Consider the following 15,649-nt stretch of genomic DNA (forward strand, 5'->3'; position numbering starts at 1 on the left):
GGCGCCGCGATGGTTACGCCCTGAGCCAGACCGGGCAAGCTCAAATATAACAGCACGCCTGCTTACGCCTTGGGTGGAACGCCTGCCGTCCCTGACCTTCTGCGCGGGTTCCGCGTTTTCGACGGTGGTGCGGCAGCGGGCTTGACCCGAATCCGCATCGACCGTCCCTTCGGCTCATCGATCTCGAAGGAGTTTGTCTTCCGCACGAGGTCACTCAGCTTGCGGAAACCGAACGTCCTCGGATCGAAATCGGACGCCAGATTGGCAAGCTGCCGCCCGACCTCCCCGAGCGTGACCCAGCCGTCTTCGCTCTCCATCTGGGTGATGACCCTCTTGATGATGGGGGTTGCCCCATCGGGCGGCTGAAGTGGCGCTGACCTCGCCGCCGCATCCTGCGTGTTCGCGGGGGCGGGAAGCAGGTTCTCCGTATAGACGAACCTTCGGCAGGCCTGCCGGAAGCTTTCCGGCGTCTTCTGCTCGCCGAACCCAAAGACATCGACGCCCTGCTCGCGGATTCGGGCGGCAAGACGGGTAAAGTCGCTGTCGGACGACACCAGGCAGAAGCCATCGAACCGGCCGCTGTGAAGCAGGTCCATCGCGTCGATGACCAGCGTTATGTCGGATGCATTCTTTCCCGTCGTATAGGCGAATTGCTGCTGCGGGATGATGGCGTGTTTCGACAGGATGTCGGCCCAGGCCCTGGACCTGGCGTTGGAGAAGTCGCCGTAGATTCGGCGGACGCTGGCCTCCCCGATCTTGGCGATCTCCTCGAACAGTCCATCCGCGATCTTGGCCGAAGCATTGTCGGCATCAATCAGGACAGCGAGACGGGGCGAACGGAGCTCTGACGGCATGACTTTCCCCAAAAGGACGCGACAACGCTGGACGGATATACCGATGTCGGGGCTCCCGCCGCCAGCGCTGATTTCTTTTCAGGGGGGTGGCGGTGGAGCGCAAGCCTGGCTCAACCCGGCTTTACCGCCGGCATGACGCCGCCAAGTGCTGCCGTCAGTTCCGCCGCGACGTCCCGCACGACGCGGCCGATCTCGGGCAGCCGGGCATCGGTGACGCGGCTGGTCAAGCCGGACACCGAGATCGCGGCAAGCGGCTCGGCGCTGGGGCTGTAGACCACGGCTGCGACGCAGCGCAGACCCATCTCGGCTTCTTCATCATCCACCGCAAAACCCTGCTTGCGGATGGTCGCGAGCTCCCTGAACAGATCGCTCGGTCGCACGATGGATTTCTCGGTCAGGCGTGGCATGCCGTGATGGCGGATGACGGCACCGACGTCCTCGTCGGAGTAGGTCGCAAGCACCGCCTTGCCGACACCCGATGTCACCATGGCGACGCGACCGCCGACCTTGGTCAGCGAGCGCATGATCTCGCGGCTCTCCATCCGGGTCAGCACGATGATGAACTCGTCGTCGACGACGGCGAGATTGGCGGTCTCGCGGGTGAGATCGCGCAGCTTGCGCAAATAGGGAATGGCCTGGGCGCTGAAATTGCGCCGTCGGGCAAAGCTCGCGCCGACCGTGAAGCTGCGCACGCCGACATGCCATTTGGATTCGGCGCGGTCGAATTGCACGAAGCGGCGGCTTTCCAGCGTCGCCAGCAGGCGGTGCACGGTTGAGGCCGACAGGCCGGTGCGGACGGCGAGATCGCTGAGGCGATAGCCTTCGTCGTCCTCGGCCAGCGTCTCGAGGATCGACAGCGCGCGGCCGACGGACTGCACACCGCCGTCGCGCGCGTCGTGGTCAGCTTCCGATGACGATCGAGGCTCGAGCGATTTACGCCGGATCACGTTCTTGCCCATCGCGACCTGACAATTGTCACCTCTCTCCGCGTGCGGAGAGAGGTGAAGGTCCTCGCGTCAGAGCAGCCCTGCCCCGCGCGCCCATTTGTACTTGGCGCCCAGGACCTCGACCGGCAGTTCGGTCGAATAGGCATAGGCCGGGATGCCGTTCTGGTAGAGATATTCGGCGGCTTCCTCGACCTCGACGTCGCCGGCGAGCGAGGCGACGATCGGCTTCACAAAACCCTTCGCCTCCATCTCCTTCTTCACCTCGACCATGTTGCGGGCGAACACCATCGGCGGCGTGACGATAGTGTGCCAGTAGCCGAGGATCAGCGAATGGATGCGCTCGTCCGTCAGGCCGAGCTTGACCGTGTTGACGTAGGTGATCGGCGGTTCGCCGCCGGTGATGTCCACAGGATTTCCGGCCGCGCCGAACGGCGGGATGAACTTGCGGAAGGCCGCATCGAGATCCGGCGGCATCGACATCAGCGACAGGCCGTTGTCGACGCAGGAGTCCGACAGCAGCACGCCCGAGCCGCCTGCACCGGTGATGATCAGGACGTTCTCGCCCTTGGGCGTCGGCAGCACCGGCACGCCGCGCGCGAACTCGAGCAGCTGCCGCAGCGAGCGGGCGCGGATCACGCCGGACTGCGCCAGGACGTCCTCGTAGATCTTGTCGTTGCCGGCGAGCGCGCCGGTGTGCGACGAGGCTGCCTTCGCACCGGCGGAGGTGCGGCCGGCCTTGAGCACGATGACAGGCTTCTTCTTGGAGACGCGTTTTGCGGCTTCGGCAAAGGCGCGGCCGTCCTTGAGATCCTCGCAGTGCTGCGCAATCAGGTTGGTGTTCGGATCCTGCTCGAAGAAGGCGAGCAGATCGTCCTCGTCGATATCGGACTTGTTGCCGAGACCGACGATGGCCGACACACCCATTTTTGCCGAGCGCGAAAAACCGATGATGGCCATGCCGATGCCACCCGACTGCGATGACAGCGCCGCGTGGCCCTTGACGTCGTAGGCGGTGCAGAAGGTCGCGCAGAGATTGGCCGGCGTGTAGTAGAAGCCGTAGATGTTCGGCCCCATCAGGCGGATGTCGTATTTCTTGCCGACCTCGACGATCTCGGCCTGGAGCTCGGGCGCGCCGGCTTCCGCGAAGCCCGACGGGATCAGAACCGCGCCGGGAATTTTCTTCTCGCCGCATTCGGTCAGCGCCGCGGCCACGAACTTCGCGGGAATCGCGAACACCGCGGTGTCGATCACGCCCGGCACGTCCTTGACGCTCTTATACGCCTTGTAGCCGAGGATTTCGGCGGCCTTGGGATGGATCGGGTAGATGTCGCCCTTGTAGCCGCCGTTGATGAGGTTCTTCATCACGGAATTGCCGATCTTGCCGTCTTCGGCAGAGGCACCGACCACGGCAACCGCCTTCGGCTGCATGATGCGGCTCATGGCCGCGACGATCTCTTCGGTCGGGCGCGGCTTCGGCTTGGGCACGTAAGCGAAGTCGACGACGATGCGGACGTCGGCGGCGATCGCGTCCTTTGCCGTCGCGAACACCGGGTTGAGATCGAGCTCGACCATCTCGGGGAAATCAGTGACGAGCTGCGAGACCTTGACGATGATATCCGCAAGCGCCGTGCGGTTCACCGGCTCGCCGCCGCGAACGCCCTTCAAAATCTCATGCGCCTGGATGCCGTCGAGCATCGACAGCGCGTCTTGCTTGGTCGCGGGCGCGAGGCGGAAGGTGATGTCCTTCAGGACCTCGACCAGCACGCCGCCAAGGCCGAAGGCAACCAGCTTGCCGAACGAAGCGTCGGTGATCGACCCGACGATCACTTCGGTGCCGCCGGCCAGCATCTGCTGCACCTGGACGCCCTCGATCTTGGCATCGGATTTGTACTTCTTGGCGTTGCCGAGAATGGTCTCGTAGGCCTTCTCGGCGTCTTCGGCCGTCTTGAGGCCGACGATGACGCCGCCGGCTTCGGTCTTGTGGAGAATGTCCGGCGAGACGATCTTCATCACCACCGGGAAGCCCATGGACGAGGCCATCTTTCCGGCCTCGCCGGCCGACTTCGCCACGCCCTCCTTCGGCACCGGAATGCCGTAGGCGTCGCAGACCAGCTTGCCTTCCGGCGCGGTCAGGCTGGTGCGGTTGTCCGCCTTGACCTGGTCAAGCACCTTGCGGACGGCATCTTTGGAATTGGACATGTGGCTTCTCCCTGGACCTTAAGTTCTTTCTCAAAGCGCGCGCGTGTTGCGGCTGCCCGTGATGCTTGCCAATCGCCGCGCTCTGTTCCATGTCGCGGAACGGAATGGCGTAAGCCTGAAACTACTCCGCAGCTTTGGATCAAAAATGGCTGGCGATGGCATTTGGTATGCCAGAAGCCAACTTGTCAAGCTGCAGCGCACCTTAGAATGCTGCAAAAAATAGGCAGCTTGACATTCTGGTATTTGGTATGCCAAAAACTTTCCGGTTAATATTCCTGTAAAAGACGACTCCCACTGGAGGAGATTCGTCGTGTCACTGCGGAAACCAACCAAGGCGTTGCCGAACATGGCCGAGGCAGATATCGCAATCGTTCGTATTGCCCCGGAGAGCAGCTTCAAGAACAAGGCGTATGACGCCTTGAAGCAAGCTATCCTCAAGATGGACATCTACTCGACGCCCGAGCCGGTGATGCTCGACGAGCGCGCGCTGTCCGAACGCCTGGGTGTGAGCCGCACGCCGATCCGCGAAGCCATCGCGATGCTCGAGCAGGACGGTTTCGTGAAAACGGTTCCGCGCCGCGGCATCATGGTGGTGCGAAGGACCAAGACCGAGATCGTGGACATGATCCGCGCCTGGGCGGCGCTGGAAAGCATGGCAGCCCGCCTCATCACCACTACCGCGCGCAAGAAAGACATCACGGCGCTGCGCGACTACTTCAAGGACTTTGGCAAGGACCGCCTGCCCGAGGATCACGTCGAGGAATATTCGCGCGCCAACATCGCCTTCCACCAGGCGCTGATCTCGCTATCGGAATCGTCCGTGCTGGTCGATCTCACCAACGACCTCCTGCTGCACGTGCGCGGCTATCGCCAGCTGACTATCGGACGCAAGGACCGCACAGCGACTTCGCTGCCCGAGCATCTCGGCATGATCGAAGCACTGGAAGCGCGCGACACCGAGCTCGCCGAGAAGCGCGCCCGCGACCACACCCTCGGCCTTGCTGCTTACGTCGAAGCGCACGGCCAGGAATTATTCAACTAGCAACGTTCACCAGAAGGGCGAAGCACTCGCCCCAGTAGCTGAGACCAGGGAGACAACGCCCATGCTGAATACCGCGACCAAGTCCGAAGCACCGGGCACCGAGCAGGAACTAACGGATGGTTTTCATCTCGTTATCGACGCGCTCAAGCTGAACGGCATCAACACGATCTATAATGTGCCGGGCATCCCGATTACGGATTTGGGCCGCATGGCGCAGGCGGCCGGTATTCGCATGATCTCGTTCCGCCACGAGCAGAACGCCGGTTATGCGGCGGGTATCGCCGGCTACCTCACCAAGAAGCCCGGTATCTGCCTCACCGTCTCCGCGCCCGGCTTCCTCAACGGTCTCACCGCGCTCGCGCACGCCACCACCAACTGCTATCCGATGATCCTGATCTCGGGCTCCTCCGAGCGCGAGATCGTCGACCTCCAGCAGGGCGACTACGAAGAGATGGACCAGCTCGCGATTGCCAAGCCGCTGTGCAAGGCGGCCTATCGCGTGCTGCACGCCCAGGACATCGGCATCGGTCTGGCCCGCGCCATCCGTGCCGCCGTCTCCGGCCGTCCCGGCGGCGTCTATCTCGATTTGCCGGCAAAGCTATTCGGCCAGGTGATGAACGCCGATGCCGGCCGGAAGTCGCTGGTCAAGGTGATCGACGCGGCTCCCGCGCAGATCCCCTCGCCCGCTTCGATCAAGCGCGCGCTTGATGTTTTGAAGAACGCAAAACGTCCGCTCATCATCCTCGGCAAAGGCGCGGCCTACGCGCAGGCCGACGAGGAGATCAAAACCTTCGTCGAGAAGAGCGGCGTCCCCTTCCTGCCGATGAGCATGGCGAAGGGCCTCCTCTCCGACACCCATCCGCTATGCGCAGGTGCTGCTCGCTCGACGGTGCTGAAAGAATCCGACGTCGTGCTGCTGATTGGCGCCCGTCTGAACTGGCTGCTCTCGCACGGCAAGGGCAAGAACTGGGGCGAAGCGCCCAAGAAGTTCATCCAGGTCGACATCGAGCCCAGGGAAATGGACTCCAACGTCGAGATCGTCGCGCCCGTCGTCGGCGACATCGGCTCGGTCGTCTCCGCCTTCAACCAGGCGATGGCTTCGGGCTGGACCGCTCCGTCGACCGAATGGACCAAGGCGATTTCGACCAAGCGTGAAGAGAACGTCGCCAAGATGGCGCCGAAGCTCATGAACAACAAATCGCCGATGGACTATCACGGCGCGCTCGGCGTGCTGAAGAACGTGATCAAGGATCACCCCGAGGCGATCCTCGTCAACGAGGGCGCCAACACGCTCGATCTCGCCCGCGGCGTCATCGACATGTACAAGCCGCGCAAGCGTCTCGACGTCGGCACCTGGGGCGTGATGGGCATCGGCATGGGCCAGGCGATCGCGGCAACGCTTGAGACCGGCCACCCCGTGCTCGCGGTGGAAGGCGACAGCGCGTTCGGCTTCTCCGGCATGGAGGTCGAGACCATCTGCCGCTACAATTTGCCGATCTGCATCGTCATCTTCAACAATGACGGCATCTATCGCGGCACCGACGTCAACGGCGCTAATTCCGATCCGGCGACGACGGTCTTCGTCAAGGGTGCGCGCTACGACAAGATGATGGAAGCCTTCGGTGGCGTCGGCGTGAACGCGACCTCGCCGGACGAGCTCAAGCGCGCCGTCAACGAGGCGATGGCCTCGGGCAAGCCGACGCTCATCAACGCGGTGATCGATCCGGCTGCAGGTTCCGAGAGCGGCCGCATCGGCAACCTCAATCCGCAGAGCGTTCTGCAGAAGAAAAAGTAAGTCCTCCCCTTCAACCCTTTATTCCCTGCGGTTGGCAGGGGCAGACAGAGTACGGAGCAACACGATGACCAAAGCGCTTGAGGGCGTTCGCATTCTCGACTTCACCCACGTCCAGTCCGGACCGACCTGCACGCAGCTGCTGGCCTGGTTCGGCGCCGACGTGATCAAGGTGGAACGTCCGGGCGTGGGTGACATCACCCGTGGCCAGCTGCAGGACATCCCGAACGTGGACAGCCTGTATTTCACCATGCTCAACCACAACAAGCGCTCGATCACGCTCGACACCAAGAACCCCAAGGGCAAGGAAGTCCTCACCGAGCTGATCAAGAAGTGCGACGTGCTGGTCGAGAACTTCGGCCCCGGCGTGCTCGACCGCATGGGCTTCCCGTGGGAGAAGATCCAGGCGATCAACCCGAAGATGATCGTCGCCTCGATCAAGGGTTTTGGTCCCGGACCGTACGAAGACTGCAAGGTCTATGAGAACGTCGCGCAGTGCACCGGCGGTGCCGCCTCCACCACCGGCTTCCGCGACGGTCTTCCGCTGGTCACCGGCGCACAGATCGGCGACAGCGGCACCGGTCTGCATCTGGCGCTCGGCATCGTCACCGCACTCTATCAGCGCACCCATTCCGGCAAGGGCCAGAAGGTCACTGCCGCGATGCAGGACGGCGTGCTCAACCTCGCGCGCGTCAAGCTGCGCGACCAGCAGCGCCTCGCCCATGGCCCACTGAAGGAATACAGCCAGTTCGGCGAAGGCATTCCGTTCGGCGATGCCGTGCCGCGCGCCGGCAACGATTCCGGCGGTGGCCAGCCCGGCCGCATCCTGAAGTGCAAGGGCTGGGAGACCGATCCCAACGCCTACATCTACTTCATCACCCAGGCCCCGGTCTGGGAGAAGATCTGCGACGTGATCGGCGAACCGACCTGGAAGACTGATCCGAACTACGCCAAGCCGGCCGTCCGCCTGCCGCGCCTGAACGAGATCTTCGGCCGCATCGAACAGTGGACGATGACCAAGACGAAGTTCGAGGCGATGGAAATCCTCAACAAGGACGACATCCCCTGCGGCCCGATCCTGTCGATGAAGGAGATCGCCGAGGACCAGTCGCTGCGCGCGACCGGCACCGTGGTCGAGGTCGACCACCCTACCCGCGGCAAGTACATCTCGGTCGGCAACCCGATCAAGCTGTCGGACTCCCCAAGCGACGTGGAGCGCTCCCCGCTGCTCGGCGAGCACACCGACGAGATCCTGCGCAGCGTACTCGGCTTCTCGGACCACCAGGTCGCCGACATTCACAAGTCCGGCGCGCTCGATCCGCCGCAGAAGCAGGCCGCGGAGTAAGCGGAGCTACCCGAGAAAACAAAAGGCCGCCGGTTTCGGCGGCCTTTTTGCTGGCGCCGAGATGAACCATGTCGCGCAATCGGCACGTTTCCTGGGTTGACCCGCCAAAGCGAATAAGGACTAATCTTGGGGAACCGATGCGGCAGCCGGCCGTTGTTATCTCGACCGGTGTGCTCTCAAATGCGGGCGTGCCGCGGCCATAGCGAGTGACTGAACGCCTCGCAAAAGACCTGCATACCGCTGAAGAACTGGCCGCCTTCTCCCTGGAAGGCGAGGCCTAATCATGCAGGATGCGAGACGAAGGCGTCGCGTCCCGGTCGAACCACGAACGTTGATGAAAGTGAGATCGAAATGTTGAAAGATCAATCCCCTGATCGCGCCAAGCGTGAAGCCAACAAGGCGTTCAAGCCAACCACAACCCAAAAGCCGGTGAATGATTATGCGAAGGACCAGAACTCCTTCAACGAGAACCGGGAGCGGCTGAAAGCCGAGCGATTGGCCCGCGAAGCCAAGCCGGGAAAAGATTCCGATTAGGAGCCGCTCTGAACCAGCTTCCGATCGCAAACGCGCTGGAAGCCTGGCATCGAAATCGACCCCGATCTAAAGCATCGAGAGCACGACGATCCCGTCTACAAGCTCGCCTAGGGCCAGCCGAGTCCGCGCGACGCGCTCTAATTCCGTTCGGTTCTTTTGAAGATAGCTGAAGGCCTGCTTCTGCGTCAGGAACGTGGTGGCAAGTCGACACATTTGCCGGCCCGCGCCAAGCGCGAGAAAGAAAGTGATTGTGCCACCGCTGTCCGACTTTATTCTAGGCACGACCCGCACTCTTTGGCATGTGACCGGTCCTCTCCAGATTTTCGTCGGCGCTTTTAGTGCCGGCTATGGCGGCAGCTTCTTCTTGCGCTTCGCGGGGGCAGGCGCCGGCAACGACGCTTGAAGGGTCGCGTCGGCCGCTTCCTTGGCCCGGCGCAGCTCTCGAAGCCGCGCCATGTTCTTGCGAACATCGACGGCTTGCTTTTCGGCATCCGCCATGGCTCGCACGCCTTCTTCGGCAGCCAAACGCTGACGATTGGTGCGCGCTATGGCTTCAGGTGATGGTTCGGCCGATTTCCTGGCGCTCATTATTCACCCTGCTCTGCAACAGACAAAACCCGCTCAATCCTGGGATCGAGCGGGTGGCGTGGCCGTTTCAGTACATCCGTGAAACGGCACCAGGGCTTTAAGCCAGCGAGAGATTCTCTGCGCTGACCTTGCCCCGCATCTTGTCGGTCTTGAGCTCGAAGTTGACCTTTTGGCCCTCTGCGAGACCCGCAAGACCAGCCCGCTCGACCGCGCTGATGTGAACGAACACATCATTACCGCCGTCGTTCGGCTGAATGAATCCAAAGCCCTTCTGGCCGTTAAACCACTTCACAGTACCTGTCGTCATTTTCTTCTCCAAAGCGCATACGCGCGTGCCCCGCGCGATAGTCACGCAGAACCAAGTCAATTCGTCGATGTCTATGGAAAAGGAGCCCGCGGGCGCATTCAACAAGGCACAGCGGCTGAACGAACAGCTCTAACGTATACCACATCTGCCTCATTTGCAAGGCTTGGGCGGATTCCAAGGCGCTTGGCCAGCCTTCATGGCTTGGCCAGCCTTCAAGGCTTGGCCGGATTCAAGGATTGGCCGGACCTCATGCCTCAGGAACTCGACGGCGAGATACGCCCGCGTCAGGACGGACGGAGTAGGCACGATGCCGCAGGATGGCGCCAGTATGCCAGCTCTCGCCAGGCATCCCCTATAGAAATTCGAGACGCCCTGTCGGATCGGAAGTATCTCGTTCGTTATCTAGACATGAATGGGCAATAGACGCTGAGGTCGAGCCCGGCGATTCATGAGGAAGAACGATCATGCCCAGCACTGTCCGCCTGCACCGCGTTCTCTCGACCAGCCCCGAGAAAGTCTATCGCGCTTTTCTGGAGGCGGATGCGCTGGCGAAATGGCTTCCGCCGAATGGCTTTACCTGCACCGTGCATCATTTCGAGCCGAAGGTCGGGGGCACGTTCAAGATGTCGTTCCGTAACTTCACTACGGGCAACAGCCACGCCTTCGGCGGCGAATATATCGAGCTCATCCCCGGCGAACGTCTCCGCTACACCGACAAGTTCGACGACCCCAATCTGCCGGGTGAGATCCAGGTGACGGTGTTGCTGAAGAAAGTATCCGTCGGCACCGAGGTGGATATCACGCAGGCCGGCATTCCCGACGTCATCCCGCCGGAGGCCTGTTATCTCGGCTGGCAGGAGTCGCTGCGGAATCTGGCGAAGCTCGTCGAGCCCGAGATCAACCAGTAGCGTCCCACGCGGAGCCGAGCGCGAGCCAAAGACGGGCGTCTCGAAGGATGGGAGGCAGAGAACAGCCTTGAATGCGATAGTCCTGTCCGGAAGCGGGGCAAGCAATCGAGCCCAGTCTCACAGCGCTTACGCGCCCGCCCTCGACTCCAGCCCGCCGCTTGCGGTCCAGCGCTCCGGGTCGGGGCTGTGTCCGATCAAGGCGAGGCCGTAGGCAATCGACTCGAACTGGTCGCCCGACATCAGCCGTTCGTTGCCGAACCGCTCGGCGAACAGTTTTCGGACAGCGGGCACGAAGGACGTGCCGCCGGTCAAAAACACCTTCTCAATTTCGCGCGCGGTGATGCCGGCTTCGCCCAGCACCTTGTCGACGGTGGCCCCGAGCCTCGCGATATCGTCGGCAATCCAGGCTTCAAAATTCTTCCGTGTAATGGTCGAGCCAATGTCGACCCCGCCGCCCTTGAAGCGGAATTCGACCTGATCCTGCGCCGACAACGCGACCTTGGCGTCGGACACCGCGCGGTACAGCGAAAAGCCGAGGTCGAGATCGACGATGGTGATGAAGTCCTCGAGCAGAGCCGGCTTCACCGCGGTGCGCGCAAGGTCCCGGAGCTCGCGCAGGTCGCCGTTGCTCTTCATCATTGCGAGCTGATGCCAGCGCGCGAGATTGGTGTAGTGGCCGGTGGGGATCGGCAGCACCTTGTCGAACGAGCGGAAGCTGGAGCCTTTGCCGAGGCGCGGCGAAACGACATGGTCGACGATGCGGTAATCGAAGGTGTCGCCCGCAATGCCGATGCCGGCATGGCCGAGCGGCTCGGCACGCAAGCTGCCGCCTTTGCGCGAGAAACGCATCACGGAGAAATCGCTGGTGCCGCCGCCAAAATCCGCGACCAGCACGGTGGCGTCGCGCTCCAGCCGGCGGGCGAACGAGAACGCGGCGCCGACCGGCTCGTAGACATAGCGCGCGTGACCGGCGCCAAGGCGCTCGAACGCGGCCCGGTAGCGCTGCATCGCCAGCGCTTCGTCGGGATTGCCGCCGGCGAAGCGCACCGGGCGGCCGACCGTGATGGTCGACGTCTCGAAGCCGAATTTGTCGCCGCCATGGCGCGCCAGCGTCCGCAGGAACGCCGCCAGAATATCCTCGAACTTGTAGCGCTGCCGGAACACCTGGGTGGTGTTGAAGCTCGAGCTCGCCGCGAAGGTCTTGAACGACTGGAGGAAGCGGTAGACGTGGCGCCCTTCGAGGAACTGCTCGATCGCCCAAGGGCCGCCTTCGGCCTGGGCCCCGGCTCCCGGCCGGTCCTCCCAGAAGCACAGCGCCGAGACAAAGACGCTGTGGCGCTGTCCGCCATGGTCGAAACGGATGGCCTCGACCCGGCGGTCGTCCGCTGCAATGGCTACGACCGTGTTGCTGGTCCCAAAATCGATGCCGATCGAGACGGCGGGCGAGGCGCTCGACATGAACCACTCTGACAGATGATTGGAAGGGGGCAGACCACTAACGGCTTTGCCTTGCCCTGCCAAGACCTTGCCCTGCCAAGACCTTGCCCTGCCAAGACCCTGCCGGACCGCCAAACACCGCGTTTCGGCTGTCCAGGAGGACTTTAAGCGCGAAACGGGCCCCGTTAACCCCGTGCTATGTTGCAATGCGGGATATCGCATGCTGCTATGCAATGGCATGCGTAGACAGTGGCATCTGGTATACATAGATTGTCCTTTGAAATGAGACAGCAATACTGACCGTCTCAAGAAGGGATTTCCAATGTCCAAGACCGCTGCCGTCGCTCTCGCACCGTCCTCCTCGCTGTTCGCCCGCCTGATGGCGACGATCGACCGCCTCCTGATGGCGAGCGCCGAGATTTCGAATCACAACGGCGACCTCCCCCGTTTCGGCCTGTAAGCCCGCGCTGCCAGGAGCGCGACGGTTTCAGACCGGTTCGCATACTACTTTTGATGAATGGCCCCGCAGGACGGGGCCATTTCTACTTGTGCTGGCCTGAGTCACAGCCGCAACCGGTCAAGGTACTGCGGCATTTGCGCACGGTGACCGGACCAGCGCTTGAAGCTTGGCATAATGCATACAAGAATGCCGTTCCAGCGCTCGCAGAAAAATGAGAGGCGCCACGGGAGGCTTTATGACGGACATGGTGCAAGCAACCGCCCCTACAGCTGCGCGCGTTAGCGACACGTATCGCTGGACGCAACTGGCGGTCGGGGTCGGGGCGATGGTGATGATCGCCAACTATCAATACGGCTGGACGTTCTTCGTCCCCGACATCCAGAAGAAATTCGGCTGGGATCGCGCGTCGATCCAATGGGCCTTCACACTGTTCGTGCTGTTCGAGACCTGGCTCGTGCCGGTCGAAGGCTGGTTCGTCGACAAATACGGCCCGCGCCTCGTCGTACTCATCTGCGGCGTGCTGTGCGCCATCGGCTGGGCGATCAATGCCCAGGCCACCACGCTCAACGGCTTCTATCTCGGCATGATCATCGCGGGCATCGGCGCGGGCGGCGTCTATGGCACCTGCGTCGGCAACGCGCTGAAATGGTTTCCTGACAAGCGCGGCCTTGCCGCCGGCATCACGGCTGCCGGCTTCGGCGCGGGCTCCGCGCTCACGGTCGCGCCGATCCAGGCGATGATCAAGGATAGCGGGTTCCAGACCACCTTCCTCTATTTCGGTCTCGGCCAGGGCATCGTCATCTGCATCCTCGCCTTCTTCCTGCTCGCGCCGAAAGCAGGTCAGGTGCCGAGCGTGGTCGCGAACGCCGCGCTGGTGCAGACGCGCCGCAACTACCAGCCGACCGAGGTCCTGCGTCAGCCGATCTTCTGGCTGATGTACTTCATGTTCGTGATCGTCGGCGCCGGCGGCCTGATGGTGACGGCGAACCTGAAGCCGATCGCGCTCGACTGGAAGGTCGACAACGTGCCGGTCACGCTGATGGCGGTGACGATGACCGCGGTGACTTTCGCGGCCACGATCGACCGCGTGCTCAACGGCCTGACGCGTCCGTTCTTCGGCTGGATCTCCGACATGATCGGACGCGAGAACACGATGTTCATCGCCTTCGGTATGGAAGGCATCGGCATCTGGATGCTCTACCTCTGGGGCCACGATCCGCTCTGGTTCGTGCTGCTCTCGGGCTTCGTATTCTTCGCCTGGGGTGAGATCTACTCGCTGTTCCCCTCGACCTGCACCGACACGTTCGGCGCCAAGTTCGCGACCACCAATGCGGGCCTGCTCTACACGGCGAAGGGTACGGCCTCGCTGCTGGTCCCGATCGGCAACTACATGCAGCAGTCGTCGGGCAGTTGGGACCACGTGTTCATCATCGCGGCCGGCGCCAACATCCTGGCCTCGGCGCTGGCGATCGCGGTGCTCAAGCCCTGGCGCAAGGTCGTGGTCGCGCAATCGACTATCTGACACACGCTCCAAAAGCGCTTCTTGCGCAAAACGCCCGGCCTCAGGCCGGGCGTTTTCGTTTTGCGCGAAGCTTTCGCGAGCCCAATTTTTCCCAATGGAACCCGCCTTTTGTCACCAGGGCGCCAAGTTAGGGCTTGCAATCTGGAATATGGTATACCAAGGTCCCCGCCGCGCTTGCGACGATAAGCCACAATATTGCGACATCAGGTCATCTTGCAACCGGTGTCGAACAGACAGGCGCTTGGGAGGTTCTTGATGATTTCCGGCACCGACGGCGCCGTCACGGCCGCGCCTCTTCGCACAGGTTTCCGTTGGCTCCAGCTCGTCATGGGCATCGTCTGCATGGCGATGATCGCCAATCTGCAATACGGCTGGACGCTGTTCGTCGATCCGATCGATCACACGCACCACTGGGGCCGCGCCGCGATCCAGCTCGCTTTCACCATCTTCGTTGTCACCGAAACCTGGCTGGTGCCGATCGAGGCCTGGTTCGTCGACAAATACGGCCCGCGCCTCGTCATCATGTTCGGCGGCGTCATGATCACGCTGTCGTGGATTCTCAACTCCTACGCCGATAGCCTCACTTTGCTCTATGCGGCCGCGATTGTCGGCGGCATGGGTGCGGGCGCGGTGTACGGCACCTGCGTCGGCAACGCGCTGAAGTGGTTTCCCGACCGCCGCGGCCTTGCCGCCGGCGCAACTGCCGCCGGCTTCGGCGCAGGCGCCGCGCTCACCATCGTGCCGATCGCGACCATGATCGCAACGAGCGGCTATCAGCACGCGTTCTTCACCTTCGGCATCGGCCAGGGCGTGATCGTCTTCGTGCTCGCCTTCTTCATCCAGCCGCCGCGGATTTCGATCCCGCCGAAGAAGAGGCAGCTCAATCTGCCGCAGACCAAGATCGACTTCACCCCGCCGCAGGTGCTGCGCGCCCCTATTTTCTGGGTGATGTATCTCGTCTTCGTCATGGTCGCCTCCGGCGGCCTGATGACCGCGGCGCAGATCGCCCCGATCGCGCACGACTTCAAGATCGCCGACGCGCCGGTGACGCTTGCAGGCTTCCAGATGGCGGCACTGACGTTCGCGATTTCGCTCGACCGCATCTTCGACGGTTTCGGACGCCCCTTCTTCGGCTTCGTCTCCGACACGATCGGCCGCGAGAACACCATGTTCATCGCCTTCGGCACCGCCGCGCTGATGTTGCTGACGCTGTCGTCCTATGGCCACGTGCCGGTCGTCTTCGTGCTCGCGACCGCGGTCTATTTCGGCGTGTTCGGTGAGATCTACTCGTTGTTCCCCGCCACCTGCGGCGACACCTTCGGCTCGAAGTTCGCAACCACAAACAACGGCATGCTCTACACCGCGAAGGGCACGGCATCCCTGCTCGTTCCGCTCGCCAGCGTGATCTCGGCGACGTACGGGTGGAAAGCCGTGTTCGTGGTCGCGGTGGCGCTGAACGCGACGGCGGCGCTGATGGCGCTGTTCGTGATCAAGCCGATGCGCCGCTCCTTCATCCTCGGCAAGGAAGCCGAGAGCGTCAACGCCGCGACGGCTAACGCCAAGACCGAGACGGCGTAACGGCCACACACCTTGCTCGGTTGAGAAAGGGGCGCAGCGATGCGCCCCTTTCTTTTTTGCTTTTGGGGAACGGCAAACGTCAGCAGTGCTGCCGCAAGATTTTTCGGATCAGCCAAATCCAACGCTTGACCATTGG

15 protein-coding genes are annotated in these 15,649 nt (G+C 62.6%); 8 read left to right on the forward strand and 7 right to left on the reverse strand.

What is annotated here, in order from left to right; all coding sequences use genetic code 11:
* Window positions 1–62: 62 nt before the first annotated feature.
* From IVB27_RS19715 to IVB27_RS19725, 3 genes are all read right to left on the reverse strand, one after another.
* A complete protein-coding gene (locus IVB27_RS19715; RefSeq protein WP_247444987.1) occupies window positions 63–854 on the reverse strand; it encodes an NYN domain-containing protein in 792 nt (263 codons plus the stop codon).
* Between the two features lie 110 nt (window positions 855–964).
* Window positions 965–1,813, reverse strand: coding sequence for an IclR family transcriptional regulator (locus IVB27_RS19720; protein WP_247444988.1), 849 nt, complete (start codon window positions 1,811–1,813; stop codon window positions 965–967).
* A gap of 57 nt (window positions 1,814–1,870) precedes the next feature.
* Complete coding sequence (locus tag IVB27_RS19725; protein WP_247444989.1) at window positions 1,871–4,000, reverse strand: acetate--CoA ligase family protein; 2,130 nt, start codon at window positions 3,998–4,000, stop codon at window positions 1,871–1,873.
* A gap of 346 nt (window positions 4,001–4,346) precedes the next feature.
* On the opposite strand from IVB27_RS19725, the gene IVB27_RS19730 reads away from it, so the two are divergent.
* From IVB27_RS19730 to IVB27_RS19745, 4 genes are all read left to right on the forward strand, one after another.
* Window positions 4,347–5,042, forward strand: a complete 696-nt coding sequence (locus IVB27_RS19730; RefSeq protein ID WP_247445015.1) for a GntR family transcriptional regulator — start codon at window positions 4,347–4,349, stop codon at window positions 5,040–5,042.
* 61 nt (window positions 5,043–5,103) lie between these two features.
* The gene (gene oxc / locus IVB27_RS19735; RefSeq protein ID WP_247444990.1) at window positions 5,104–6,837 is read left to right on the forward strand and encodes an oxalyl-CoA decarboxylase; all 1,734 of its coding nucleotides are present in this window, start codon (window positions 5,104–5,106) and stop codon (window positions 6,835–6,837) included.
* A 64-nt stretch (window positions 6,838–6,901) separates the two neighbouring features.
* Window positions 6,902–8,179, forward strand: a complete 1,278-nt coding sequence (gene frc / locus IVB27_RS19740; RefSeq protein ID WP_211394187.1) for a formyl-CoA transferase — start codon at window positions 6,902–6,904, stop codon at window positions 8,177–8,179.
* Between the two features lie 351 nt (window positions 8,180–8,530).
* Window positions 8,531–8,713 (forward strand): hypothetical protein, encoded by a 183-nt coding sequence (locus IVB27_RS19745; RefSeq protein ID WP_247444991.1) that lies wholly within the window; start codon window positions 8,531–8,533, stop codon window positions 8,711–8,713.
* 66 nt (window positions 8,714–8,779) lie between these two features.
* Here IVB27_RS19745 and IVB27_RS19750 read toward each other — a convergent pair whose 3' ends face one another.
* The 3 genes from IVB27_RS19750 to IVB27_RS19760 all read right to left on the reverse strand — a co-directional run bounded on the left by IVB27_RS19750 (window position 8,780) and on the right by IVB27_RS19760 (window position 9,608).
* Window positions 8,780–9,004, reverse strand: coding sequence for a hypothetical protein (locus IVB27_RS19750; protein WP_247444992.1), 225 nt, complete (start codon window positions 9,002–9,004; stop codon window positions 8,780–8,782).
* Window positions 9,005–9,058: 54 nt separating this feature from the next.
* On the reverse strand, window positions 9,059–9,301 hold the full coding sequence (locus IVB27_RS19755; RefSeq protein ID WP_247350006.1) for a transcriptional regulator: 243 nt from the start codon (window positions 9,299–9,301) through the stop codon (window positions 9,059–9,061).
* 97 nt (window positions 9,302–9,398) lie between these two features.
* Window positions 9,399–9,608 (reverse strand): cold-shock protein, encoded by a 210-nt coding sequence (locus IVB27_RS19760; protein ID WP_007593324.1) that lies wholly within the window; start codon window positions 9,606–9,608, stop codon window positions 9,399–9,401.
* A gap of 464 nt (window positions 9,609–10,072) precedes the next feature.
* Here IVB27_RS19760 and IVB27_RS19765 point away from each other — a divergent pair, with 464 nt between their 5' ends.
* Window positions 10,073–10,516, forward strand: coding sequence for an SRPBCC family protein (locus IVB27_RS19765; protein ID WP_247444993.1), 444 nt, complete (start codon window positions 10,073–10,075; stop codon window positions 10,514–10,516).
* 126 nt (window positions 10,517–10,642) lie between these two features.
* Here IVB27_RS19765 and IVB27_RS19770 read toward each other — a convergent pair whose 3' ends face one another.
* Entirely contained in the window at window positions 10,643–11,974 is a 1,332-nt protein-coding gene (locus tag IVB27_RS19770) for an Hsp70 family protein (RefSeq protein WP_247444995.1), read from the reverse strand.
* 301 nt (window positions 11,975–12,275) lie between these two features.
* Here IVB27_RS19770 and IVB27_RS19775 point away from each other — a divergent pair, with 301 nt between their 5' ends.
* From IVB27_RS19775 to oxlT (IVB27_RS19785), 3 genes are all read left to right on the forward strand, one after another.
* Window positions 12,276–12,413 (forward strand): hypothetical protein, encoded by a 138-nt coding sequence (locus tag IVB27_RS19775; RefSeq protein ID WP_247350003.1) that lies wholly within the window; start codon window positions 12,276–12,278, stop codon window positions 12,411–12,413.
* Between the two features lie 235 nt (window positions 12,414–12,648).
* Window positions 12,649–13,935, forward strand: coding sequence for an oxalate/formate MFS antiporter (gene oxlT, locus IVB27_RS19780; protein WP_247350002.1), 1,287 nt, complete (start codon window positions 12,649–12,651; stop codon window positions 13,933–13,935).
* A 255-nt stretch (window positions 13,936–14,190) separates the two neighbouring features.
* The gene (gene oxlT / locus IVB27_RS19785; protein ID WP_247444996.1) at window positions 14,191–15,513 is read left to right on the forward strand and encodes an oxalate/formate MFS antiporter; all 1,323 of its coding nucleotides are present in this window, start codon (window positions 14,191–14,193) and stop codon (window positions 15,511–15,513) included.
* The last annotated feature ends 136 nt before the right edge of the window (window positions 15,514–15,649 follow it).

The sequence above is a fragment of the Bradyrhizobium sp. 197 genome, from assembly GCF_023073375.1.
Taxonomy (GTDB): Bacteria; Pseudomonadota; Alphaproteobacteria; order Rhizobiales; family Xanthobacteraceae; genus Bradyrhizobium.